Here is a 26,570-nt window from a genome sequence, read left to right as displayed (position 1 = left end):
ACTCTCTGGTTGATAGGTATAGATTTGATTTATTTAACATTACTAACCGTTAGTTCAATTAAATAAGCAGGCCGCGGTAGCCTGCTCAACAATATGTGTTATTCAACTATCGTATCCCGTTAACGTAATGACCTAGCCAGTAAGATCAATTGTTGTGCTCCCCATCATTTCTACTACTTATTCTTGCAACTCGCATACCGCCGATGATAAGCATGATAATCCCAATTAATGCTAGAATAATCCGAACTAAAAATGGACTCAATGAAAACACAGTTTCACCTTGCCAGTGCAGTGCGAACAAACTTTCATTCAGCCCCGCAATCGCCAATAACGGCTTAAGAAACAAACTCAGCGCTAATAATACGATCCCCCAAATAATATTGCTATTCATTGATTTAAAACCTCTTTTCCTATTAAGATAAATGAAGATTAGTTCACTATAAAACGATCCATAAAACGATCCATTTAACACGGCTGCCAATTATGCCGGCAGCTGCGTCATAATATTAAGCCAATGTTCTCAGCTAGCTTAATCCAACTTTGCGAAATGCCATTATTTCTTGCGAACAGGAAAGCAAATATCCGTAACGTCTTTCGTTAATGCAACTTTTGACTTCCGCTCTTCTTTCCACGAAATTCGCCGACAGATTAAGCGTTGTCCGATTCTGTTGCACATCATAGATAGTTACGTGTTAGCCGCTAAACTAATTAATGTCATGGACGGCTTTTCGATGATGGTTGCGTTCATCTACTTCCTCCTTATTGAATCTGATTTGAGAAAATTTTATTAAGCTTTTTGTACAAACAGCACATGTATATTTTTTCCACTAGTCAATTATTCGCGAATTGATTGAACAATCCTGCCCTTTAGCGGGGAATGCCCCTGTGACCAGCCTTTGATTTACCTCGCTGGGCTTAGAATATTTAATAAAGGTGAAGTAAGAGGCTTCCAATCGTTATATCCGATATTTTGTAACAGCAACTTTTTTTCACTTGCATTATATTTGTCGAGAGAATATTGGGGCACCATTTTAAATTTTTTAATGAAATAGTTACCATCCATATCACTAACATACACATAATCTTCCGATCTCTCGGTGACCCCCTCTCTTTCGTATGAAAACTGGAGATAATAAATAGAATCTATCTGTTCTGCCGTAGGAATATTTGCATTAGGGTCAATATTTTGTATCTCTTTAGTCTCCGTTTCCAGCAATTTAGCATTATCCGATATAACATCTACAAGCTCCGGCTGCGGCTTTATCGAGTCACTCCGAAAGAGAGATACATTTACTAATGTTGGGTATTGTAACGATCGGCTCTCTGTTGTCTCCTTAGAATTCGAACAAGATATAAGAAGCACACTACATAAAGTCAGAAGAACAATGACTCTAATTAACATAGTCCACCACTCCTTTAAATGAGATTTAAAGTAAACCTATCTGGGCGATCAGATAGGTTACAAATCCTTTCACATGCCCGATACCCTGCATTCATTAAAATTCAGTGATTCATTACAGTCTTGATATCGTTATTTGATTAAGCCAGCTGCATTTAAACTTAGCTTAAACATGAATGTATTTCTTCGTAAATTACTATCTGCGATTAATGTAGGTAATTTTGTGTAAAATAACGATTATGTATGCACTTATATATCAATGGACACCAGTCTCCCTTAACTATTGAGCTTTGTTATCTCTACATTAAAAGCTAGCTAGTTGCTTTATATATTGACCCGGATGGCTGAGCCTAAAGTAAATTGTTATAAAAGAACCGTTGCACCATAATAGATGGGGCAACGGTTCTTTTGTTATTAACGATACTAATTAATCCTATACAGATTAAGCAAGACGTTATTTGTTTGGATATCAATGTAATCCAGGTTCACTTCCCCAGAGTAATTATAAGTGCCATTCAGTTGCAGGTCGTCATTATCTACCTGGATTTTCACACTATTAATATTTGTTAATTTATTGACACCATACCATTGTTTAAGATTTATGGTATATGAAATATAATTCCACCATGCACCTGTCGAATTAAAGTATAATTTTGTCGATAATCCATTTACATATAAAGTTGCTTGCTTGGACTGACCTGATCCGTTTGCATAACTGATCGTGATATCAGAACCTGAAGCTACCGCGGTCGTTAAATTAATATTATTGAATTGTCCATTATTTAAAATAACATTAAATCCATTCGAAGCGCTATCATTTCTTACTATAGCTCCCAAACCAGAACCAGATGTGTTCTCAGCTTCATATCTACAGCATTAGCAGCAACTGGGCTTGCGGTTGGAGCTACTATTGTGTTGTTTGGACTCGGTTTTGGTGGAGGAAGCGGAGGTGCAATATCAAATTCATTTCCGCTAAACCAACATTAGGTCCAGTACCGCCCCTCACATTGAAAGACAATGAGTGAGCCACTCACGTTAATACATGTACGTATAATTTGTTCCCTCGCATCCTTCATAGCTGTAGTGTGTAATCTGCTGTCCGTCATCCATATTTACAATGGTTTTCGTTAAAAAACTTGTGAATCCCTTTAAATCTGTTTTATAATTTGATTTTTCTTTGAAAAATGCAGTAACAATTGAACTGTTCCATCTTATAAACTAATAGTGAGTAAAAAAGTTTTTTTCTCTATCTCGGCTTTTATTTTTAAAACACTTTGTTTGATGGATTGATTGGTTGTGTCAATAATATTGGATTCATACTGCCCTAAATTAGTAAATTGCTCCCACATTTTTTCAACCAACTCGAGCTCTACTATCTTCTTCAATATATCTCCGCTGGCCCTTTTTCCGTCACGGATGACAACCTTATAAAATAATAGTGCCTCCGCGTTTTATTGTACCCATTTGTTAGACTTTTCTGGCTTCAAAAGCTGATTTTTGGGAGTATTTGGATTCATCCAGTTATCAATCATTTTCTGTGCTAGCTTAACATCCTCTTCGTTAGCCTGATAGTAATATATTCCTTTCAACCGCATACCTTCACCCATAATCGTAAAGCTTGTCATATCCGGGTTTCCGCGAAGTAACAATTGTTTCGCCAGATCAATCATCATTTTAGGCTGCATATTGGTTTGGAAATTATCGCCCATAATATCGATCAACTCATACACCTTCCCGATTGACCTATTTGCAACAATCTTTTCGCTGATGCATTTAGGAAAACCTGTTGGCGTTTTGTCCGATCGAAGTCACTATCCTCTCGGTAACGTACAAAGTTAAGTGCTTCTTGACCGGAATAGATTGGTTTGTTTGCTTTTACAGTGAATTTCTCATGTTCTTTACCTTTATTTATAATATCTTTACTAATTGGCAGCTCTACCCCACCATAGCATCTACGAGATTTTTTAAGCCATTAAAATTAATAGAAGCATAGTATTTAATTTTTTCATCAAGAAATGCTTCCATCGTTTTCTTAGCCATTTCGTGCCCTCCAAAAGCAAAGGCATGCGTAATCTTATCCTTTTTTCCTTTGCCGATAATATTCACATAAGTGTCACGGGGTACCGAAATGAGTAAAACCTTCGATTCTTTGGGCCTTACTACAGCCAATATCATGGAGTCTGAGCGAGCATGTTCATTCTTTCGTTGGTCACTCCCAAGCAGAACGATATTGAAGGGGTCACTTCGAAGAAAAGGTTCGGAATTTGAATCACCCTTTAGCGGTTTATAAGTCTTTTCTAGGGAACGTTCAACTGAATCTGACATAAATACATCAAATGCTTCTAATGCTATTTGTTCACGAAATAGATAGCCTAGAGTACCAACCAGTATAAGTACAGCAGTAACAATAAATAATTTCTTTCTCTTCATGTGTTTCATTCCTTTTTGTCTTTAAAATAAAGCGTACTTAGTTGTTTCCACTGTAATCAGCGTTAAAATGATCTTTACTCCACCTTCAATACGGATGCGGAATAAAGAGATGTCATTCTTAAAAAGGCACAACCTTTAAAATTGAAGGTTTGTGCCTTTTTAAGAATGTAAATCAAATTATCTATTAAAATAAGGACCATCTCCTGTGGATTCATTCAAAGAGAGCAATTGGGAAACCGTTACAAATTGGTAGCCTTGTTTCTTCAATGTTTTAAGCAATTGAGGCAAAGCATCTGCTGTTGACTTGTGAATATCATGCATAAGTACAATCGAGCCTGGTCTGATGTGTTTCGTCCTCAGCATTTACTGCTTGAGCATTACGACTTTTCCAATCCAACGAATCTACAGACCATAAAATAATAGGCGTTTTCTGTTCTTTTGTAATCTTTTTAATTGCATCGTTTATAGCGCCATATGGCGGGCGGAAAAGGGTAGGTTTTTCCCCGGTTGCAGCTTCGATTTGATCCGAAGATTTTATAATTTGTTTGCGAATTTCGCTCATGCTCATTTTCGCCAAATTCGGATGACTCTTGGAGTGATTTCCGATCTCATGGCCTGCCTCAGCAACCTTTTTGGCCACATCAGGATAATACTCGACTTGTACGCCTAGCATAAAGAAGGTGGCCTTGATATTAAATTCCTTTAAAGTCCGTAGAACTCTAGGTGTCACCTTTGGGTGAGGTCCATCATCAAAGGTAAGGGCAACATATTTACCTTTAGGATCAAGCGGATGTATTTTGGGTTTCTTAACTTTCGATTCATTGTTATTCGTAGTAGCATTATTCCATGTAAGGTGGAGATCCTTTTTCATATAGGACTGTAAGGAGTCTAGTGGAATGTTTACTTGGACTGTTCCTGCAGCACCAGCAGCAATCTCATATTTATTAAAATATAAAGTGAATACTCCCTTTCCAATAGACCAGTTCCACGCTGCTGGATTTTGAAGAGATTTTTGCAGGTCTTCTTCAAAAATATATGGATGGACCGTTTTCTGTTTTTTTAATTCTTCTTGAACAATTGGGATAATATGGGCTACAGCTTCTTTATCAACCGTCATGAAATCTGACAAATTCAGTATTTTATTTTTAGCTGTGTCGATATTAAAAGTTTTAATAACCGATTGTCCATTAGCCCCTCCTGTAATTTGATAGGAAGTAAACACTAAGCTATATAAATGGTCATTGTTTTTATTCGTTTCTAATGTAATATTTAATTCAGCACGACGATCGTTTTTAATCGTGTTTGCACTATCTTTGACTTGGACTAAGAAGTCCCTTTCCTGATCATTAATCCACTTTTGAATAGGCGCATTAATCTCTTTGCTGTTGGCGATGACACTACTAATGGACAATATATAGTTCTTCGTATCGTTAGTTCTTGTTTCAATGTTAAATCCAGGGTATGCACTGGGTGATACGTCAACGTTCTCAGAAGTACTCTGATTTCCAGATGCAACATTTTGCATCATAAGGTTAATGACTACAATTACACCAGTCAGTATGATAAAACCTACCAACCAGAAGGGCCACCATGTTTTCTTTCTTCGATTCATTTGAAATCATCCTTTATTTTTTTCTAGACATAAGCTCCATACATGTTGTTGCCTTATGATTAATCTCTAACCTCCTTGAATAGTTGTGCCTAGGCAAGACGATAGAGAGTGCTCAAAAAGTTCTTACCAAATTTTTGAAATTTGTAGAAAGATTCATTAACATGATAACCAGTACATTTAAACTTTCTTATGTATTTCAAGGCGTACTAAACAAACAAAAGGAAAAGAGCGGAATCATATTTCGCTCTTTTCCTTTTGTTTGTGATGCATTTATTATATTAAGAAGAGAAAGTTATCATTAATGGTCATCTAACCGTCCGGCCCTTCTACAAAACTGTCAAGCGAAGCGTGCAGAAATAGAACGAGTTTTCTCATTTTTTAACTACATATCTATTCATGATTACAATAAATTTGTTCATCTCTATCTATTTTTCTCACAGTCGCATACTGATAACCCCACTCACACATTGAGTGTAATACTGGTATAAATGACTCCCCCAATTCCGTTAAACTATATTCTACTTTTGGTGGTACTTCTTTAAATACCTCTCTTCGAACAAGCCCATCTTTTTCTAACTGCTTCAGTTGATCTGTTAAGACTTTTTGTGTAATACCCGGTATGAATACGTAAAAATCTTTTGTCCTAACTGAATCTTGGCTCAAGAAAAAGAGGATTAAACACTTCCATTTCCCGCCTGCAATATTCATGAAAATATTAATGCCAGTATTATGACTAACCATGCTCTTCTCCTCCCCAATAGGTACTTAAAAGTGGCTATGCCACATTATTGTGCGTTATTTCTTTATTAATTATTGCTTACTATAATGAGAGGAGCAACAAATAAAACCTTTGGAGTGTATATCATGAGTATAAAAAATCTTTTAGAAAAAAGACGTTCAGTAAGACATTATGATCCAAGTTATACAATCAGTCCAGAAATTATAGTATCCTTAATTGAAAGTGCGAGTAAGTCACCTAATGGGAACAATATTCAAGCAACTCGATACTTAATTATTGATGATCCAAATGTACGGCAATTATTATTACCTATAGCTTTTAATCAAAATCAAGTGAAAGAAGCTTCAACTTTAATTGTTATGCTAGGTGACTATCAAGCTTTTGATAAAGATAATATCATTAAGATACATGAGGAAGGATTTCAAGCAGGTTATTTTAATACAACATTAAGAGACTACCTAGCGAATGCTGCAATAAATTACTATGCAAACAAATCACACGAAGATTTAAAACTAGAATTAATTAGAGATGTAAGTCTTGCCTCAATGTCTTTAATCTTATTAGCAAATGAAGCAGGATTTGAAACTATTACGATGTCAGGTTATGATTCTAAACAATTAAAAGAAGCTTTAAATATTTCTGAAAGGTATTTAGACGTTTTGCTTATAGCTATCGGTAAAGGTACTACAGCAGGTCATAAAACAGTAAGACATAATGTGAACAAGGTGATTTATAAAAACCAGATACTGTAACTCAATGTCCTAAAAATAAAACCCTGATTACCCAAATGTTACTTACAAGTAACTATGAACCTCGCTATGGTTATTGCGATTTATGCTTCCACTTGCCTCCAATTACTTCAAGTGTGGCTTCTACCGCAGTGTTATAAATTTTATCGGGTTCCTGCATAATTTAAATTTCCCCCTGCAACCTGCGTATTCTTAATACATAAATTTTTATAAAATATAGTTCTCCGTTATTTCTGTGGGATATTTACATTATACGTTAACTACATTTTTATCCTTAAACAAAAATGATTATTAAGATGCAAAAAAAACGTTCTTTTTAGAACGCTCTCTCACGAATACCTACATTTTCGCACACGTTAACTAATAAAATAGGGATTTCTTTATTTTAATAACCATCTTTTCTTTGGCCCTTCCACCTTGAATACACGAGAATGCTTGAGCAGTCTCTTCCAATTGTAGACACCTTATACACACGTCTGAGATTGAAATGTAGCAAAATCCTCGAATGGAAAAAGCGAACGGACTTTTCCGTTCGCTTTTTCATTTCAGGTCATGTTCCGAAAGACGAAGTAGCTTAATCGGTCGCCCCTGCTGCTTTTAACATGCTTTCTATTTCAATATATCCTCGTATATGTGCGTGCTGTAATGGTGTAACACCATCCCCATCGGCGATTTGCACATCGGCTCCATGTTGGAGCAACAGCTCTATGATTTGTCTATGCTTTTCGCCGCCGTCTCCTAAAATGATGGCTTCCAGCAAGGCTGTCCAATGCAAATTATTAATATGGTTAACGTCAGTATCTGATTCACTAAGCAGTTCTTGGACAACATCAACATGCCCGCGCTCCGAGGCAGGTATTAATGCCGTACCGCCATACCGATTTGTCAGTTTCGTATTCGCTCCTGCATCAATAGCCAGCCTTAGAATATCTATCATTCCTTCAGCTCCGGCATACAAAAGAACATTATTTAAATTATGGTCGCGTTTATCAACATCGGCACCTTGTTCGATCAATGCCTTAACGGTATTGGTATGATGGTTATAGGTCGCGGCCATAACTGCCGTTCTTCCGCGTTCATCGATCGCGTTAATATCAGCTCCACCTTGGAGAAATATCAAAACTTTTTCAGTGTCGCCTTGTTGCGCCGACTTTATCAGTTTTTCGTTCATCGTTTCCACCTTTTTCTCCTGAGATTGCGTTTCTTTAATCATACGCTGCGAGGAATCCGAAATAGCATGACAAGCTGTAAGCAAAACGACACCAATAATGATGAAAAGACGATACATTTGTTTAGATCCTCCATGCATACATGCTAACATGATGACAAGAATATGAAAAATATTCATTAAATAAGTTTCACTTACTTTTTCGATATAAGGAATTATCAGAATCTTTTTTTTGACTAATAATGTTTTAATTACCTATAAAAAAGAGACCCATTAATCTCTAGATTTCTCCTAAAACGAATCTTCTACTTACGATAAATCTATATCGGATTTTTTGAGAACTTATCAGCAGTAGCCCATACCTATCAGTTATGCCATTCATACGATATATGGTATCTGCCTAATTTGTAGATATGTACCATTTAAGCATAGGGAGTTGGCCACGTGAATTCAATAACAAAGCTTACTGGGCGAGTGATATTTAAGGGAGATCCGGGGTATGAAGTAGCTCGGAAAAATTGGGATCCGCATACTGACAGATTTCCTAAAGTGTTTGTTTTTGCTCAAAGAACGAAAGATGTAGCAAACGCTATACGATGGGCCCGCATAAATAACGTACCTATTCGTCCAAGAAGCGGAAGACACTCATTAGAGCCTAACCTTTCACAGGTCAATGGAGGCATTGTCATCGACGTTAGTGAAATGAAACAAATCAAATTGAATAAAAAAAGCAGGACTGTTGAGGTTGGGACAGGTAATCGGGTAGGAAGAATTGTAGATACGCTGGCACGTCAAGGATTTATCGCTCCGTTTGGTGACAGCCCTACGGTTGGTATCGGAGGAATTACACTTGGTGGGGGAATTGGTCCGCTCCAGAGGACGACTGGGCTCATTAGCGATAATCTAATTGAACTGGAAATGGTTGACGCTAAGGGAAGAGTAATCCGGGCAAATAAAAACCGCAACTCCGATCTCCTTTGGGCTTCCCGCGGCGGCGGTGGCGGCAACTTTGGCGTATACACCAAATATAAATTTAAAGTACTACGCGCTCCAGCCAAAGCTACCGTATTCAGCATTACTTGGCCATGGGAGCAGTTCGAAAAAGTCGTAAAGAAATGGCAAAAATGGGCTCCTAACGCCAGCACCAAGTTAGGCAGCGAATTAAGTGTAGGTCCCAAAAAAGGCGGAAATGTCAGCATGTTGGGACTGTATCTAGGATCTAAGACGGAAGCCTTACGTCAATTAGAACCTATTCTTAGTGTTGGAACTCCTACTAAAAAAGACATCCGGTTGCTGCCATACATTGAAGCCACTAAGTTTCTGTTAGCCCCAGATCCAGTGCTTACCCAAAAGTTCAGCAATCAGTTTTCAAGCGGCTTTGGCAGACGTCCATTCCCGAATAAAGCGTTTAAAATTATGCGCGAGTTTCTAGAAAAAGCTGAGGAAGGGACTCCCGCCGGATTCTATTTCCTTAACTGGGGTGGTGCCATAAAACGTATCGCACCTAAAGCCACCGCATTTTACTGGCGCAAAGCTCAATTTTATATCGAATGGAACAGCTCATGGGTTAAGCCCTCTCATGCAGCTAAGAATATTGCTTTAACTCGAAATACCCGTAAGAAGTTGAATCCATTTATCGTAGGCTCCTATATCAACGTACCAGACCAAGGTATTAAATGTTCTGGGCCTGTTTATTATGGTAAGAACTACCCTAGGCTGCGTAGAGTAAAAGCTAAGTATGATCCTAATAATGTGTTTAATAATCCTCAGAGTATTCCACCGGCGTAAAAGAGATCTAATAAAGGGGACATTATAAGGACTTCAATGAGCTTTAATGATGTAGAAAAGCCTAGTTAAGTTGTAAAATAGAAGCCAGGATCTCTGATTCTGGCTTCATGTAGGGACATTTGTGCATTTTTCTATGACATAACTTCCTACAATAAGTTATGTAGGCAGATTTGTTGTCGGAGGAATCATTATTCTCCGTTAAACTATACTGCACTACTTTTGATATATGACAAGAATCTGTACCGATTACCGAAACTCCTGCCTTCAATAAAAAAGCAAGTTGCCAAGGCAACCCACTTAAGAAAATCATTAAACTATCGTTACCCGTTAGTGGAAAAGCTAAATTATGGCATAGGCATAAACATATTGTTTATTATGTTATTTACCCATTCATAAGTGAAAACACCTGTAAGTAATAAGGCGAAAATACTTGCGGCAGTCTTATTAACTTTTGGGTTTATACCAATAAGCTTGTACATTATAATAAAACATACTATCGTTACCATCAGAAGTAAGAGAACAGGTATCCACATCACATTTTCCCTCCCTTTTCTAATCTAAATTTGATACTAATCTGCCCTTTAGTTGAACTATAGTGTACTGTTAGCGTAATAAAAACATTATTTTAAGCAATAAGACAATCACGCCCACGGAAAGGGACTATTTTTTAGTTATCGTTCCGACAATCTTTTTTGTATTGCCATCTACAAATAAATCTTCTGATTTTGATTTTCCGTTATTGCAGCCAATTGCGAGGGTCATCAACAACACTAAAAGAACTAATATATAATTTTTTTTCACGCTCTTAATACTCCTAATATTTAGCATTTGATATTATAAACGCAAGTCGGATAAATTTGTTGCATTATTCTGCCCGTTAGTTTAATCAAATGTCGGCATTGGGTACATTCTTGGCTTCAATTGGATATATATTCTTGTTATTCAATAATGTCAAGAATGTATACAGATAAAAGAAAAACCTGCGATTTTCGCAGGTATGAAACACTACACATTCTTTTCATCGACATTCACCTCTAATTCACAAATTAATGTCCCTCCAATGATGAGTCTCTCCTCACAATTATCACAGTTCATGCATCTAAAAACGGCATGATAGATATAGGCAATTTATTATTCATAACTTTCGCGTGCGGGGACACTCGTTCCGAGTATCCCCGACAGATCATCTAACCGTCTGGTAAACGAGACCTATGGCTCCCGAATCAAAGGTCTTGTTTTCGATAAGTTTAAGATTGATCTTATCCTTGAGACCTTGGAATAACGGCAACCCGCTTCCGATCAGGACGGGAGAAACTGTAATTTTATACTCATCTATTAAATCAAGCTGCATTAAGTAGTGTGCAAACCTAGGACTGCCGAGAATGACCATATCGTCGCCTGCCTGCTGCTTGAGGTTATTGATCTCTTCCTCGATATCTTCTTTCACCAATCTGGAATTGTTCCATTCGACTTTCTCCAGTGTCGTGGAAAACACGATTTTGGTTGTCTTTTCGATCCACTCGGCATGATTTAGTTCATGCTGCGAAGCAGAAGGGTTCGAAGGCACCGATGGCCAATAACTGTGCATCATCTGATAAGTCCCGCGTCCCCAAATGACAGTGTCGGCAGTACTCAGAATTTCTTTTGCGTGTTTCTCCAGATCAGCATCGTAGGAAACCCAGCCAATGTCCATTTCACCTTTCGGCCCTTCTACAAAACCGTCAAGCGATGCGTGCAGAAATAGAACGAGTTTTCTCATTTTTAGTTCTCCTTTGTCATGAGGGATATGTACATTATACAATAACTACATTTTAGCATAATTTGGTTGTTCCGTACTGCCCGTTAGCTCGATAACTAAAACAACTCTCCCTAAACATGATAACCCCCTAACCTCGACAATGTAGATAACTTTGTGTCAACTAACGATTATGTTGAAAGGAACATTTATGCATTTTTGTATGACAAAATGTTTCCTACTGATATAACAAAAAGCCTGATTCATCAGGCTTTTACTAATAATAAACCGCCGACCCTAAAGTCGACGGTTCAAATATCTTTATTCGTTGATCAGTTCTGATTTAATGAGAAAACGATTCATTATGGCCGCTGTTTGGGCACGAGTAATCTCTCCCCTTGGGTTAAGCTGACCGTTAGTTCCCTTAACGATGCCCAGCTTAATGGCTGAGGCAGCTGCATACTTAGCCCATGGCTCTAAAGCTGCGCTATCTTTATAATCCGCTAGCAGTTGGTTGGCCTCAATGTCTTGTGTAACTTTATCTATTTTTACAATAGCAAAAGCTCTGTCCAGAATGGTCATCGCTTCAGCACGGGTAAGCAGGCCATTTGGCTTAAAGGTTCCGTTATCATATCCTTTAATTAATTGATAAGAGACCCCAGTGTTAACCTCATCGGCGAACCAATCACTAGCTTTTACATCCTTAAATGAAACAATTGATGTGCTTGATTGATGAATACCTAGCGAACGCAATACAATGGATACAAACTCCGCACGTGTAATATTGCGATCCGGATCGAACTGATCTGGGCCCACGCCTTGAATCACCAACCGAGATGCCAGGTTCTCAACGTCTGAACGGCTCCAATGCTTGATTGTATCTGTAAAGGTCTTCGGATTCCAAACCACTGCGTATGTGCTGTTGGTTAGACTGTTAATCACAGCATAATAGCGTCCATCTTTCTTTACTATTTGCGTAGGGACATGCGAGAGTTCTCCATCTTTGCCAACGACAACCCCTGTCGTGATCTTATCCGGATCTACTTCGTCTGGTAGCGTGATGGAACGCTCTACATAATCCGTAAACTGGGTAACTGAAACTTTCTTATCTTTATATTTGGCTTCAACTTCAAAATTTACCGGTCTTACAATAAGGCTCATATGACCTGCAGCTGCTTTAGTCTGAGCCGCTTTAGTACTTTCATCAGAAGCCTCGGAAATCTTCACGTTAATTAGGATATCTTTCAATGACACATCTTGTCCTAACTTCCGGGATAGATCGTCAATACCGATTTGAACGGCAGGAAGTGTATAAGTCGCACGATCCGTCTGGATCTCCACCTTTGCCGCTTTGTTCTGCATTTCCTTCAACAATTGACCGTTCAGCACGCCAACGACTTCTTCAGAAGTTGTAGAAACCGGGAGCAGGAGCGTGTTCATAGTTCCATTTGCTATTTGATGGATAACCTTATCATTATCAACACTTATCGTTATAATTTCGCGTCCATTTACCTTACTAATGTTTGCTGTGGCCATATTTTGCTGTTCCTTACCGTCAAGAACAACCCGAACATTCGTTGGCACCGGCTGTGCAGGTACTTGGACAGGAATATTGGCTGATCCGTCTCCGCTTGAGGTGGATCCAGACTGCGATAATGTGATCCGTCCACCCTTTATCTCAGCTGGATAGGATACTTTCTCATCTACGCCAGTTAAGTTTAGATGCTCTGGATTATCACTGTCCACGGTGAACGCCTTACCATCCATAGCAATTCCTTTGATCTTCACCTGAATCGTGAACAATTGCTGCGTACTAGAAAGCATGCGGTTCCCACCAGTAGAATCAACCCATATGGCACGGACCCAGCCTTGTGTATTATTGATGTTTGACTGAAAACATCCATTCTGGCTTGACTCGCAAGCCGGAGTTGAATCTCCATAGGTAGGAGTTATAGCAAGCACTTCTATCGAAGCCGGATTATAATCCAGCTGCAAATTGTAGGAAGCTATATTATGTGAAGGATTTTGTAAAGTAACTGGCAGTTGGACGGCGTCACCAGTCTTGGCGGTTATCTCTCCAATGACCAGCTGCAGCTTTACAGCAGTTGTTGGCTCTGCATGGGTAAGACCAGGCACGAACCCCGTTGTATAACCGAACACAGCAACAAGCAGAAGAACTGTTCTAACAATGTGTTTCATCTTTTCTTTAGTCATAACTTCCTCCATATAGTATCTATCTTTATAAATACTGATCCTTATTAACGGATTCTGATTCCTGTATAAAAATCTTTATTCTGAGCAAAATCAGCTGGTGTTAAAAAGTCCCATTGGGATGGGATATAGGCTGGACTTCCTGATTGAATAGACAACTTTCTCCGCATGGTCATTGGTTCCAGCAAAATTGCTCTGTTCGAGGTCGGGCTGCCAATATAATCAAGAATCGTAGTTCCTTTTTTTAACACTATCGCTTTAATTGTTGGTGTATTGGGAATTTTCAGCTCAACATTATAGGCTATACCTCCATTGTCATCCATGTAATAGTAATATACAGGATTAATAGCAACAAGGAAGCTGTTTGGATCAACTGGGATATCAAAATTGGGTTCTGTGATAGAATCCGTTCTTACAGGTGTGACATATGGAGCAGCATGATCGGTAGTATAGATCTCTAGAGATAATCCTGTTTCTGGTACACTTCCGGCGTTATATAACTCCAGCACGACCTTCTCGGCACCTCCGTACAAATATTCGGAGATGAACACAGGCGATTCCTGCTCCACATCTGCCGTAATCGTCATTTCATTCGAAGTAACCCTCCCGCCACTAACCAGCGCAGAAGGCTTAGCTGTAATGCTAAAATCGGTTACATCCTGATCAAAGTCTGTACCATCATAATCTAATGTCAGCATCACCATATCTTCGCTCAAATAATCTGCACTCATAATGGTTAGACCCGCAGGAGCATGATTCAATTCAAAATCAGCAGCTGACAAGGTTTTTTTGAATATATCCCCTGTAATATTAAGGGTTAGCATGGCGCCCATAGCATATGGATTACTTCGCATCTGCTTCTCAGAGAACTCTTCGTCCGTGTTGACTGCATTTAGAGAACGTGAGTCAGGTGTACTGAAACTCCAGCCACTCAGACCGGACAAACCCGCAAAGGAATTGCCAGCAGTATCTTCATATGCGCCCGATTCAATCTCTACATAATAACTTGTGCTCTCGTCCAACCCTGGATTAGTAATCGTCAAAGTTGTGTCGCTTAAGGAAGCATTTACGGAGTCTCCCGCTGTAAAGGCAGCCACTTCACTTAAATCTGAGGCTTTCCGGATAACGATCTGCTTAGAACCGTCACCCACGACAACAGGTTCGCTGAACTGAATGACAAAATTATCTGTTCGACTAACTCCAACCGCTTTGTTGTTCGGTGTTGTACTGATTACACTTGGTGCGGTCTGATCCGGGGTTGTAAAGCTCCAGTTCGCACTGCCACTTAGACCTGCATAAAGGTTTCCTGCCTTATCCATAAATGCTCCTGACTCGATATCTACCTTATACCTGATGTTATCCTGCAAGCCAGGGTTCTTAAGTGTGACTTTATTGCCGTCAACGATGACTTTATTAGTGTCTTCAGTATTCAGGATAAATGTACTGTTATCCTTTGTATTGGTAACGGTTATTTCCTTTCCGTTCACTACATTTATCAGTTCATCAAAAGTCATTACAAGATCTCCTGACGTACTGGCAGCCAACTTGTCATTCTCTGGAGTCTGACTTGTCACCAGAGGTTGAGCCGTATCGATCACAATACCGCTTGTGTCTTGCGCCAGTAGATCCAAATTGCCCGTATTGCCAGCAATATCTTGGATGATTGCACCATTCAGCTGAACAGCACCCATCCCTATGCCATCCAAGTCCATCTCGTTTGCTGACACCGTGTATGTAAACGCCAAAGCTGTCTGCGTACTGGCTGCCGAATCATACGCCGCCGTCCGGGATACTCCTCCTACTGTTAACTCTAGTGAAGGTGATCCTACTCCTAGTATCGTATAGGGCTCATTCATATTCAAAATGAAGTTCAGCTTACTACCGGCCTTATAAGCCCCATTCTGAGGTAGGATTACACTGTTTACGACCGGTCCACGCGCATCTACTTTAACGCCAGACGTATTGACAGCCCCCAGAGTAAGTACAGCGGAGTTGCCAGCGTGGTCTTTGATGGAACTTCCTTCAAGCCGCAGACCCCCAAGTTCTACACCGTCAGCATCCTCATCCCCATCTACAACAGTATAAGCAAACACAAGTTTCGTCTCACTGCTCTCTTCCGGCATATATTGCATATTCCGGCTTACAGTTCCAATCATCATATCCAGTACAGGAGCTCCTCCGGTTACTTGAACCGGTTCACTCCAGTTCACCGCTACCGTAATTTGCTGTCCCTTCAGATACAATCCATTATCCGGAATGTCAATAGTAACAGCCGTTGGTGCTCCCGTATCCACCTTTATGCCGGATGTATCAACTGCAGCTATTGTAAGATCAGCAGGGTTGCCAGCTTGATCCTTAATAGTTACGCTCTGAGGAAGCTCAATACGGCTAATAAGAATGCCGTCATCATCCGTATCCCCGGCCACTACTTTATAGGTAAACACCAGTTTGCTTCCGCTGCTCTCCGAGTCATTAAAGACTGCATCTTTGATTTGGCCGCCTACATTAAGCTGCAGAACTGGAGAACCACCTGAAACAATCACTGGTTCACTCATATTGACCGTAAACTCCAAGACCTGACCAGATCCATAATAACGGCCTGCAGGAGCGGCAATATCTTTAATTGTTGGAGATGTCTGATCAGGGAGCTGATCACTTGCTGAGCTGCCTACTATAATTCCTTTCCGTGTTCCTGTAGCAGCTACTGGAGTTACGGTGTAGAACAGATAGGCCCCTTCATCAGAAGGCTCTACTATGTACTGTTTGCCGGAGGCATCCGGGATTAATTGCTTGTCTGATCCATCCTGAAGACTGCCTTTATACCACTTAATTAATGTTGACTCCTCTATATCACCCTCAGCATCAAGATACTTATAATCTGCTTGGGCAGTCAACTTCCCATTGATCATGGACATGACCGCAGGCTTCACATTATAGGCAACTGGAGCATCATTAACAGATTGAATCGATACAATATAGCTGGATGCAACCGGACCATTGTTCTTTCCAACATATTGACTCAGCAATAAAGCCGAATCAGCACTGGTTATTTTTCCATCGCGATTGATATCCAGGGTGTTCATTTGTTCAGGTGTAGGCGTAATTAGGCCATTAACTACTTTCATAATCAAAAGAGCATCAGCGGATGTTACAACTCCATCACCCGTGGTATCACCTATCTTGTTAATTACCAATTGAAATGTATCTAAAAATGATTGGTCTTCTGAATCTTTGGAATTAAGAGTGAGTTGTACAGTCCCATAGCTGCCGATTGATATAGCTAGTTTGCCCTGTTCAATGCTTGCAGTAGCAATAGACTCATCAGATGATTTTACCGTTACTGTACCCGCCGCTCCCTCGGATCTCCAAGTTGTGTGAAAGGCAAGGTCAAGTATTATCCTTCCACTATCGACCTCAATAGCAGCCTTCTGGGGCTCATTAACCTTAGAAGAAGGACTTATCCATCCCACGTCTATATTCTTGATCGGTTCCAGCAAAGTGCTACCTTCCGCATGAAGAGTTCCTGACAGCAAAAATGCGGATAGGACAGCGGACACCGGTATAGCTCCTGTTATAATTTTGAGTGTCGAATGAGGCTTCGGCTTCTTTATTTTCATCGTATAATCCTCTTTCTTATTGTGATAGAGCTCTCAGCCCAAAAGTGCTTAATATTTATCGGTATTTGAGAGTCTTAAATTAATATCAATTTTTATATTTTTATAATTCAAGTGACAAAACACACTTCAAAACTTCCTCATAAACGTCAGTAGCCGCCCCTGACCCTGCAAAAAAATCTACTATATTGTATAAAAGCTAATTGTTACTGGTAAGGGGGATAAAGTAAAAATGAGAGTGGCTTACATGGCTCGGAGACATTTGCCTCGAAAAGTTCGAAGGTATCGAGAACTTGATTTTTTTTCAAAAAAATAAACCCGCAGTTTTGCGGGTTTTAAACAGTTTTAATTTATCATCCGACAAGTATCTCTCTCATCGAAATTGTGCAAAAATCTTGCCTCTTACTGCTCGCAGCGTTTGGTTACAACAGGGAAACCGGGAGCTTCTCAAGACCTCGTAAAAATGCATTCTTTCTCCACTGGATCTCGCCGTATTCCTGGTGTAATTTGATATTTGGAAACCGGTTCAAAAGCGCTCGAAATGCAATTTGAGCTTCCAAACGTGCAAGTGGCGCTCCTAAACAAAAATGACTCCCCAAACCGAATGAAAGATGTTGGTTCCTCGTACGGGTTACATCCATTGTTTCAGGATTCTCAAACTGGGCGGGGTCACGGTTAGCCGCCCCAATTCCTATAAAGATCATATCTCCACGCAGAATCTGATGATCTCGATAAGTGAAGTCTGTAGTGACCCAGCGATTAGCCATCAGGATAACCGGAGTAGTGTATCTCAGCAGTTCTTCCACTGCAGTATCAATAAGCTCTGGTTGATTCTTTAACAACTCCATCTGCTCCCTATTCTGCAGCAAAGCGAGAACGCCTGATCCGATTAGGTTTACCGTCGTTTCAAGCCCTGCCACAAGCAATATAAACAGCATAGAATAAAGCTCTTCTTCCGTAAATTTGTCTCCGTTCTCTTCTACTGAAATTAGCCTGCTAATCATATCGTTTTGCGGATGAGTTCTTTTTTCTTGAATGAGTCCAGCAAGATAACTTTTAAACTCTCTAAGATTACGATTCGTTACCTCGTGGTTACTTTCCGACGTATCCACGATGGCGCTTGTCCATTGATGAAATTGCTCCCGGTCTTTCGCAGGTATCCCAATAATTTCAGCAAGAACGATATAAGGTAATGGTGAGGCATAGCTGCTCATGATATCTACCTCATCCTGCTTCTCCATTTCGTTTAGCAGACCTTCGGCAATCTCTTCTATTCGCGGATTCATTTGAACGACCATGGCGGGAGTAAAGGCTTTCTGAACCAACGAACGGAGACGGGTGTGATCGGGAGCGTCTTTGGCTAGCATATGATTTGATACGAAATCAACATCTTCACTTGAATTAATACGGGCGACCTGCTCCTCGCTCATCACGTTCTTGACATCTCTCGTGATCCGATTGTCTTTGAGGAAGGCTAAACAATCGTCGTAACGTGTAATCAACCAAGCCCGGTACGTCGCCCCAAACCTTTTTAATTCAAAAAAATGGATCGGATCCTTCTCTCTGAATTCATTCAAGACTGAATGAGGATCCTGATGGAACTCAGCCGTGTGCACACTGAAAGCCAATTTGGTCATAACAATTCCCCTCTTATTGTAGATTTCAAAGCATGGGCAGTAATTATTGGAGTGTTAGCGGGTTGTCAAGCTTACTTGTGCCTCAGCTTTTGAGTAAATTTTCTCGCAAAATTTCGTAATTACAGACATCGCTTTAGGTTCCATCAGCATCAACATATGGTTGGAAGCTTCTACATCGATTAACTGAAACTCAGGAATGCGCCGCTGCCATTCCCCCCAATAATTGGTTTGATCAAGCTCCACTTTGTCCTCTTCTATTGTAAGAAAAGGCTCCAAGGAACCCAGGAAAATACCACTTTTGTTTCTAAGATAATAGCAGCTCACTTCTTGGGGACGTGGGAGTGGAGAGGGACTGTAGTCCTCAAACTCGTAAGCTCTCTGCATACGAATGTTTTTCTTGATATGACTGCGGATTTGCGCTTCCGTTTTGCTCAGTCCCCGAGACCTGGCAAACCGAATTATCTCGTCCAAAAACTCTTCATCTTTGACCTTCATATTCACTTCGTTCCGGTTGATGAGCGTTTCGGTCATTTTTTTCGGATCTTTGGCCACAGAGACCAGCATCGTGTTGATCGTTTGCAATATCAACGATTTGGTGGAAGGCTTGTTCTCTTTAAACAAAGTGCTGAACGGTGAGTCAATCATAACAATCGTGCGAACCTGCTCTTTCGCCAGCTGCAGTTGCCTTGTAATTTCGTAGGCCAACATTCCTCCCAATGAAAAACCGCCCAAATCATAGGGGCCCTTTGCCTGAACAGAGCGGATAATTTCAATATAATAGGAGGCCATCTTCTCGATCCCCTTGATCGGAGAACGACTGTTGGAATAACCGCGTGCCTGAATTCCATAGAATGGACGGTCGCTTTTCCCCGCAACGGCTTGATACATTTCGACACTGCCGAGCCCTCCATGAAGCCAAAATACAGGCTGACCTTCGATTTTCCGGTTTAATGACAACAGTTCGGGATACCCATTCGGACGATCCAGGGCGCTTTCCCCAACTGGCGGTCTGGTTGCCGTTTTGACGCGGCGCTTCTTCTCGGGTGCTTGCTCAAGACTTGTAATCCGAACAAATGGATAAGTCGGCATGTGAATTTTATTCAGTTTTTCACCCTTCCGCAGCTTCTGCCACGATACCTCTCCCCCTTGCGCCCAGCAAAGCGCAAGCTTGGCATAATCACGTTCTTCATAAAGTGTACGATACACTGTCTCCCCCAGATTTCCTTGGAGCAAGCTCCGGAAGCCCGTCGGGTCGTCCATCGGACGGCCTTCGTATATGGGCAGAGAAGATCGCAGTTCGTCGCTCGTGCTCACGGATTCCAAGTATTTAAGCAAACTTTGGATTAAATCTCCCCATGTGGTAACTACCAAGGACAACCGGTATTCCATTGGCGTTCGCCCGACTTGCAGTGTATAAGCTGCATCGGATAGTGCTGCCCTAGTTGGCCGCTGCGCGTAAGCAATCATCTGCCGGGCAGAATCGTGCAGCTGTTCTTTCGTTTTCGCCGACAAAATAATGATCTGGGCGGAACGCCCTCTCTCGTCCGCAGCCGCCTCCGGCTTCATCAACGCAGGAACATAATCTTCCAGCACAACACAAGCATTCATTCCGCCTGGCGAGGAGTGGTTAAGATCTGCACGTCTTAAGATGGAGCCGCCATCGACGTTCTTTTGAACCTGCCACGGCAGACTTTCTTCCCTGAACAAAAACGAAAAATCTTCCACGACCGTGCTTGCGCTGTCAGGACCAACTCCCGAAGTTCCTGGAACGACGCCATGCTGCAATGCCATTACGACTTTGACAAAGCTGGCCATCCCGGATATCGGAGCCATTGTACCGACATAGCGCGGCACGTCCTCTTGTAAATCGCTCGCATTCATGCTAATGAGCTGCCTGTATCCGTCTGCCAGCGCCTTCAGCTGAGCAGCATCTTCGGACAACGGGTTCCAGCCGTGGGCTTCGATATAACCTGTAGTCCGAGGATTCAGACCCGAAATCTGATAGGCTGACATCACGGCGTCTGTCATTCCGGTTGGACTGGAGGCATTGAATGATAGCCCCCTGCCTCCATGCAATACGGCTGTACCTTGAATCACCGCATAGACTGGATCGCCTTCTTCAATGGCATGTTCCAGCGGCTTAAGCAGAATAACCCCGGTATTATCGCTTCTAAGAGAGACATCCCCAACCAGCGCTTGCTCGCATTCCTTGCCGCGTATAGCTTGAACCGCACGGTTCAAGGCGACAAAGAAAGAAGAATCAGCCTCATAAGACTCGCAAGGTCCCCGCAGGTTGAATATATAAGAAACCGAGTTAGACATCCGGGAAGCAGGACTATCAATTTGTGGAGGACGGCTCTCCTGTTCGGCAGCTGAATGAGACTCTATTTTACCGTGAGCAATGAATACACCCGTGGATTTCGCAGATAAGGTTTGCGGTATGATTCCGGCATCCTCTATGGCTTTCCAAGCTTGGGTCAGCAGTAAATACTGTTGCTGATCTAATAAAGCAGCTTCCTCCTCGGAAATCCCAAATAACGTATAATCCAATTCTTCGGATCTCTTTAACCGGCTACTCTTTACTCGTTGTGTAGCCTTCTCGTCAATCCCCCTTGTCCCCGCCCTGTCCTCAATCTGTTTCTCCCAAAACATCGCTACATTTTCGCATTCCGCAAATTGGCCCGACATGCCGACGATCGCTATCCCTTCGTGCTCATGTTGCTTGCCCGTCTCTGAATAACATTCAATAGATTGCGGCATCATTGTCATCTTGCTCTCAGGGGGGACAAGTTTCATAGGCACCCGAGCAAGTTCAACTAACGGAATAAACGATTCGCGGTGATGAGTTGAAAAGAAATCAGCAAGCTCTCTTAGACTCGGATACTCAAAAAACAATGTCGGGTTCAGTTCAATGCCCGTAGCACTTTCGATTTCCCCGGTCATAGCCAGCAAGCTGGAGGAATCGAGACCAAGCTCCATAAGATTTGCTTCCATATCGGATATCGTAGGCAAATTTGCTGATTTAGCGAGCTTATCTACTAGATAATTAATAATGCCCCGGTAGACATGATCCTGATGGTTGAAATTGGCCGAAGGCAAGAAAGCATCCTGTACAGGCTGTATGACGCGTCTTAAGGCAGAGCGTTTCAATGAATATCCCAAACAACGAACCACCGTCTCACCGTCTTCATTAACAGCCTCCACATCGAATACCAGCATCTCGCCAGAGTTTTTCGTCAATTTAATATGCAGCCAGCCGTTGTCAAAAGATTTGTTCCTAACCACTTGAATCTCGTGAATGCCAAATGGAACGAAGCTTCCCTCTATACCCGTTTCTTCGACTAGATAAAGCATAGCTAAATAAGCGCTGTTAGTAATAAGCGGATTCAAGATATAATCTTTGGTTTCCACTTGCAGATCAGGATTCAAAACAACTCTGGCAAGCAGTTCCTTAGGACTTGCATAGAGCTGTGTCAGTGTTCTAAAGAGCTGCCCCCACTGAACGATGTCTTCCCCTCTCTCGTAGATTGCATTAAATGAAGGAACAGGATCAAGCAAGCCCCGGATGCCAGCGATATCTTTGCTTGTTCCAGTTAGTTCCGCTATTGGTGTCTGGAACTGGCCCGCCGCCGTTATCTTCCATTCCTCTGCGAGACTTCGCCGGTATGCAATCTGAAAATCGTTCGAAGAATCATGAGGAAACGTAACGGCTTCCAGCTCCGTAATTTGATTTTCCTTCGCGATCACAGGTTCGAGATAATGCAGCTTGCGGATACATGCTTCGTTATGGCCCTCAAACTTGTGGAAAAACGCTTCAACGGCTAAGCTTGCCAAAACGGCCCCTACTAAAACCCTGTCGCCATTTACCTTGTGGTCTTTTAAGTAGGGATCATCATAATCGCAGCTAATCGCCGCCGCGACCTCACGGTCCCCCCTTACAGGTGTATCTTCTTCAAATCGGAAGACGACCCCGTGGTCGAATGCATAATGCGGCAGCTCCATCCATGAAGATGGCCGATCTCTATACAGCGGTTCGAAATCAATCGTAACTCCTTCCACCCAGCGCTGCGCGAGATAACGAAGCTCTTTGTCTGCTAGAGCTGCCCGGATCTCTGCCGCTTCCACGAACCTAGATGGGCTCTGTTGATCTAGGGTGGTATACACCCTGCGAGCTGGCGAGGAGGAAGGAGAATCAAGGAAACCATTCAACTGTTCCGCCAGTTCGTGAGCCGAAGAGGTCACAAAGGCCGCCCGTACATCCAATCCATGGTTCAATTTTTGCAGAGATTGCGCTAGAACATTCATATCCAGTGAAGCTTTCTCCCTCAGCAAGCTTCGCATTTTCTGGAGATACTGCAGAAGCTCCACTTCGTCTTGGCCGAGAAGATAATCAAAAATTCCTGCGGTGACGTCACTAAGCCTCTTGCGTTCGAAGGAGATTCCAAGGTGTATTCTTCCACGATCAAATTCGTATAAGCACCGCCTGCACCAAAGGAATTGATCATGCTTCTTCTGGGCAAATCCTTCCCGCTGCCCGGATCTTGAATCTGTTTCCAGGGTTCGCCTGTTTCTTGAAGATAAAATGCTGTATTCCCAAGTTTTATATTGGGATTGATCGGAGTTGCATGAAGTGTAGGTACAAGGGCGCCGTGCTTTAGCTGCAAAACTACTTTTGTGAGCTGCGAAATGCCCGATGCCGCTTCTAGGTGGCCGAAATTTGATTTAATCGAGCCTAATGAGCAGAACTGTTTTTTGTCCGTAAACTGGGCAAATGCCTGCTGCAGAGCAATCACTTCGATCGAGTCGCCCAAAGGCGAGCCGTTGGCGGCAGATTCAACATATCCGATCGTAGCGGGATCTATATGAGCTAGCCGCAGAGAATCCTCCATCAGGCGGGCTTGCTGCTTCGGATCTGGGGCGGTGTACATCTGCCGGCCCCCGCTGTGATTAGCTGCGCTGCTCTTGATCACAGCATGAATCGGATCGCCGTCCCGGAGCGCCATAGCGAGCGGTTTCAACAAGACCGCACCGACGCCTTCACCAGGGATCAGCCCGTTACCATCGCCAAAGCTTCTGCTCTCCTGCCCGCTGCCCAATAGATTAGCGCGCGCCAGCACCTCGAATTTGGACTCGTCCAAAGTCAGATTGATCCCCCCGGCTATCGCCATCGAGCAGCTCCCCTGCTTCAGACTTTCGCAGGCCAGATGAATTGCCGTCATCGAGCTGGAACAGGCTGAGCTCACGGCCATGCTGGGACCCGTGAGATTGAAGAAGTGAGAGACGCGGTTCGCCAGATGCCAGTCCGTTCCGTTGGAACTAAGCACAGCTTGCTTCAACGAAGGAATGCTCCAAAAATATTGATTGTACATATTGCCGACAAACACGGCGACCCCTTTGGATGACTTATTCTGCACATCGTTCAGACGAAGTCTGCCATAGCCCGCATGTTCGAACGTTTCCCAGACGACTTCCAGCAACAAGCGAAGCTCCGGCGTCATTTCCATAACCTGCTGGCGGCCTGTTCCAAACAATTGATAATCGAACCGGTCGATTTCTTTCAGAAATCCCCCGTATATTTGCCGCATCTCCTGGATTGGCCGTTCTTCGGCCGATAATCGCCTCACGAGCGAATTACGCCAACGTTCCTTCGGAGCCTCCGTAATACAGTTGCGTCCTGCTTGAAGATGCTGCCACAATTCCTCTAGCGACTCCGACTGCGGATACCGGCCGCTGATGCCGATGATCGCAATATCGTTCGCTCCATCATTCGTAGGGTCATTTCGTTCATCATACCGTGGTTCGTTTCGTCTTTCATGCTGTTCGTGTGCTGCTGTCTTGCCGCTGCTTCCGCTCTTTATATCAAAGCTGGCAACTTCATGCGTCTTTAGAAAACGGTTAGGCCTAACTAAAGAAGCAGGAGATGGACTTTCATGAAACACCGGAGGAACACGCCGTTCAGGTTCTTCTTGTTTGAAGGCAGCTAATGGTTTGGCGGGAGTCTTATGCTTGTGTTCAGCGACATTGCTAATTGACAACGCGAACCGCCGCTGTAAGGCTTCTTTATGATGATCTAATAAATAACTAACGAGTTCCTGTGCATTCGGGTGCTCAAATAAAACTGTTTTGGGAAGCTCGCCGGTCAACTGTTCCAATTCACGAATAAAGCTCACTTGCAAAATTGAATCGATCCCGTATTTCTCGAACGAAGTCTCGGACTCGATCCGGTCTGGGGAGAGCTTGATCGCTTTCCCTAATATCTCCTTCACAGCTTGTAACGTCTGTGATGTCAGATCCCCTGAAGCAGCGGCTGAGTTCGCTTCAATTTTTACCGAACTTATCACGGCCTCTTTATTCGTGAACATAAATTCCCGTTCCGTGGACTCGATGGGCAATACAGCCGGCGCTTGCATCTGCCGAATCACGCCGTCGCTTTCCGCAGCAATGATTTGTTGACCTAGTCCATGTTGGTCCTCGGCCATAAATATGACATTCTGAAAGTTCTCGGATTCGAGCACTCTTTGCCACGTTTGTGGAAGCAAAGCGGGACAGCCGTCTATCCGCAGCTCGGGATCATCGTATAACCACCAGCCTTCAAGCAGACCAAAGGTTAGGTGGGAGAACAAATTGTTGCTGCTGATCTCGTTGAGTAAGAGCAGCCCCCTGTTTTTCAGAATAGCCTTGGCATTTCGCAGCGTTTGCCGAATATTGGGCGTTGCGTGCAACACGTTCGCAGCAATCACCACATCGTAGCTGCCTGCATCGATGCTCTGGGCCAATACAGTATCCTGCACATTGAAAATGCGATAGGTCAAAAAAGGATTCTCCTGTCCGTACTCCCGCTCCGCATGAAGTAGAAATGCTTTGGACAAATCCGAATAGCAGTATTCCCGGATGTGCTTCTGGTAGGGTTTGAGCTTCTCGAACACCATCGCGCTGGTACCACCCGTGCCTGCCCCGATCTCAAAAATGCGTAACGATGCATCGGGCTTCTGCTTCAACCGTTCCTGCAGATAAGCGATTAAGGTATCCGCCAGCACTTCATTAAAGTAATCCGCTACGGGGTTATGCTTGTAGACGCCTTCAACAAGTGCCATGGAGGAACCAGGGAACAAAATATCGGTAGCAGGAACCCTGCCGGATAAAATATCCGGCAAGGATCTCAGGGCCGCGTCAAGCAGATCTACCATCGCTGACCTATTGCGGTCAGCCAGCCACTCGGCGGTTTCTGTTTTCCATTCTCTCCAGAGCGATGTGCTATCAAGCAGTGTGGGATCCACAGCCCGATAGACGTTATCTTCTTGCTGTACATAATGATTTCGAGCCATGACCGTTAAGGTCTCCTGCAACCATCTGCGATATAAGGCAGAAAGTCCGATATTCGAGCTAAGGTCGACAACGGGATGGGTTGGCGTGAATAGGCCCATGGACTGTAGTTGACTCCATACCATCTTGCAAAGAAGCTGTTCCACGTTTTGCATGCTTGGTTCC

General features: G+C 42.5%; 15 protein-coding genes and 3 pseudogenes. 2 read left to right on the top strand and 16 right to left on the bottom strand.

All coding sequences use genetic code 11. The annotated features are described in order from the left end of the window. Positions 1-145 precede the first annotated feature (145 nt). From JCM16418_RS06025 to JCM16418_RS05995, 7 genes and pseudogenes are all read right to left on the bottom strand, one after another. Positions 146-391: a hypothetical protein gene (locus tag JCM16418_RS06025; protein ID WP_036646978.1), complete on the bottom strand. Its 246-nt coding sequence runs from the start codon at positions 389-391 to the stop codon at positions 146-148. 510 nt (positions 392-901) lie between these two features. Then, the gene (locus JCM16418_RS06020) at positions 902-1,402 is read right to left on the bottom strand and encodes a hypothetical protein (RefSeq protein WP_036646977.1); all 501 of its coding nucleotides are present in this window, start codon (positions 1,400-1,402) and stop codon (positions 902-904) included. A 420-nt stretch (positions 1,403-1,822) separates the two neighbouring features. Further along, the gene (locus JCM16418_RS06015; RefSeq protein ID WP_036646976.1) at positions 1,823-2,236 is read right to left on the bottom strand and encodes a carbohydrate-binding protein; all 414 of its coding nucleotides are present in this window, start codon (positions 2,234-2,236) and stop codon (positions 1,823-1,825) included. A 614-nt stretch (positions 2,237-2,850) separates the two neighbouring features. After that, positions 2,851-3,724, bottom strand: a pseudogene (locus JCM16418_RS26830) (LCP family protein). Positions 3,725-4,006: 282 nt separating this feature from the next. Then, a complete protein-coding gene (locus JCM16418_RS24890) occupies positions 4,007-4,150 on the bottom strand; it encodes a hypothetical protein (protein ID WP_156327211.1) in 144 nt (47 codons plus the stop codon). Then, the gene (locus JCM16418_RS06000; RefSeq protein WP_052020077.1) at positions 4,143-5,441 is read right to left on the bottom strand and encodes a polysaccharide deacetylase family protein; all 1,299 of its coding nucleotides are present in this window, start codon (positions 5,439-5,441) and stop codon (positions 4,143-4,145) included. The genes JCM16418_RS24890 and JCM16418_RS06000 overlap by 8 nt, the downstream gene beginning before the upstream one ends. A gap of 390 nt (positions 5,442-5,831) precedes the next feature. Continuing rightward, the gene (locus JCM16418_RS05995; protein ID WP_036646975.1) at positions 5,832-6,182 is read right to left on the bottom strand and encodes a winged helix-turn-helix transcriptional regulator; all 351 of its coding nucleotides are present in this window, start codon (positions 6,180-6,182) and stop codon (positions 5,832-5,834) included. Positions 6,183-6,305: 123 nt separating this feature from the next. On the opposite strand from JCM16418_RS05995, the gene JCM16418_RS05990 reads away from it, so the two are divergent. After that, positions 6,306-6,932 (top strand): nitroreductase family protein, encoded by a 627-nt coding sequence (locus tag JCM16418_RS05990; protein ID WP_036646974.1) that lies wholly within the window; start codon positions 6,306-6,308, stop codon positions 6,930-6,932. Between the two features lie 571 nt (positions 6,933-7,503). Here the strand turns inward: JCM16418_RS05990 and JCM16418_RS05985 are convergent. Next, entirely contained in the window at positions 7,504-8,100 is a 597-nt protein-coding gene (locus JCM16418_RS05985) for an ankyrin repeat domain-containing protein (protein WP_036647163.1), read from the bottom strand. A gap of 441 nt (positions 8,101-8,541) precedes the next feature. On the opposite strand from JCM16418_RS05985, the gene JCM16418_RS05980 reads away from it, so the two are divergent. Next, positions 8,542-9,885 carry an FAD-binding oxidoreductase gene (locus JCM16418_RS05980; RefSeq protein WP_036646973.1) on the top strand — a complete coding sequence of 448 codons (1,344 nt, stop codon included), beginning with the start codon at positions 8,542-8,544 and terminating at the stop codon, positions 9,883-9,885. Between the two features lie 660 nt (positions 9,886-10,545). On the opposite strand, the gene JCM16418_RS24885 is transcribed toward JCM16418_RS05980, so the two are convergent. From JCM16418_RS24885 to JCM16418_RS27055, 8 genes and pseudogenes are all read right to left on the bottom strand, one after another. Further along, positions 10,546-10,686, bottom strand: a complete 141-nt coding sequence (locus JCM16418_RS24885) for a hypothetical protein (protein WP_156327210.1) — start codon at positions 10,684-10,686, stop codon at positions 10,546-10,548. 382 nt (positions 10,687-11,068) lie between these two features. Beyond that, a complete protein-coding gene (locus JCM16418_RS05970; protein ID WP_036646971.1) occupies positions 11,069-11,644 on the bottom strand; it encodes a dihydrofolate reductase family protein in 576 nt (191 codons plus the stop codon). A 297-nt stretch (positions 11,645-11,941) separates the two neighbouring features. Then, positions 11,942-13,834 (bottom strand): S-layer homology domain-containing protein, encoded by a 1,893-nt coding sequence (locus tag JCM16418_RS05965; RefSeq protein WP_052020076.1) that lies wholly within the window; start codon positions 13,832-13,834, stop codon positions 11,942-11,944. Between the two features lie 44 nt (positions 13,835-13,878). Next, on the bottom strand, positions 13,879-17,448 hold the full coding sequence (locus JCM16418_RS05960; RefSeq protein ID WP_036646970.1) for an Ig-like domain-containing protein: 3,570 nt from the start codon (positions 17,446-17,448) through the stop codon (positions 13,879-13,881). Positions 17,449-17,867: 419 nt separating this feature from the next. Then, complete coding sequence (locus JCM16418_RS05955; RefSeq protein ID WP_036646969.1) at positions 17,868-19,082, bottom strand: cytochrome P450 family protein; 1,215 nt, start codon at positions 19,080-19,082, stop codon at positions 17,868-17,870. A gap of 54 nt (positions 19,083-19,136) precedes the next feature. Further along, entirely contained in the window at positions 19,137-23,423 is a 4,287-nt protein-coding gene (locus JCM16418_RS23585) for a beta-ketoacyl synthase N-terminal-like domain-containing protein (RefSeq protein WP_052020075.1), read from the bottom strand. Then, positions 23,408-24,778: pseudogene (locus tag JCM16418_RS27060) on the bottom strand (beta-ketoacyl [acyl carrier protein] synthase domain-containing protein); the annotation flags it as partial. The gene JCM16418_RS23585 and the pseudogene JCM16418_RS27060, both read right to left, overlap by 16 nt. 351 nt (positions 24,779-25,129) lie before the next feature. Continuing rightward, positions 25,130-26,560 (bottom strand): annotated as a pseudogene (locus JCM16418_RS27055) (methyltransferase); the annotation flags it as partial. Positions 26,561-26,570: the final 10 nt, after the last annotated feature.

Source organism: Paenibacillus pini JCM 16418 (assembly GCF_000576305.1).
GTDB classification, from domain to species: domain Bacteria; phylum Bacillota; class Bacilli; order Paenibacillales; family Paenibacillaceae; genus Paenibacillus_AQ; species Paenibacillus_AQ pini.
The sequence above is the reverse complement of the archived record's forward strand: the minus strand, read 5'-3'. Positions and strand labels throughout refer to the sequence as shown.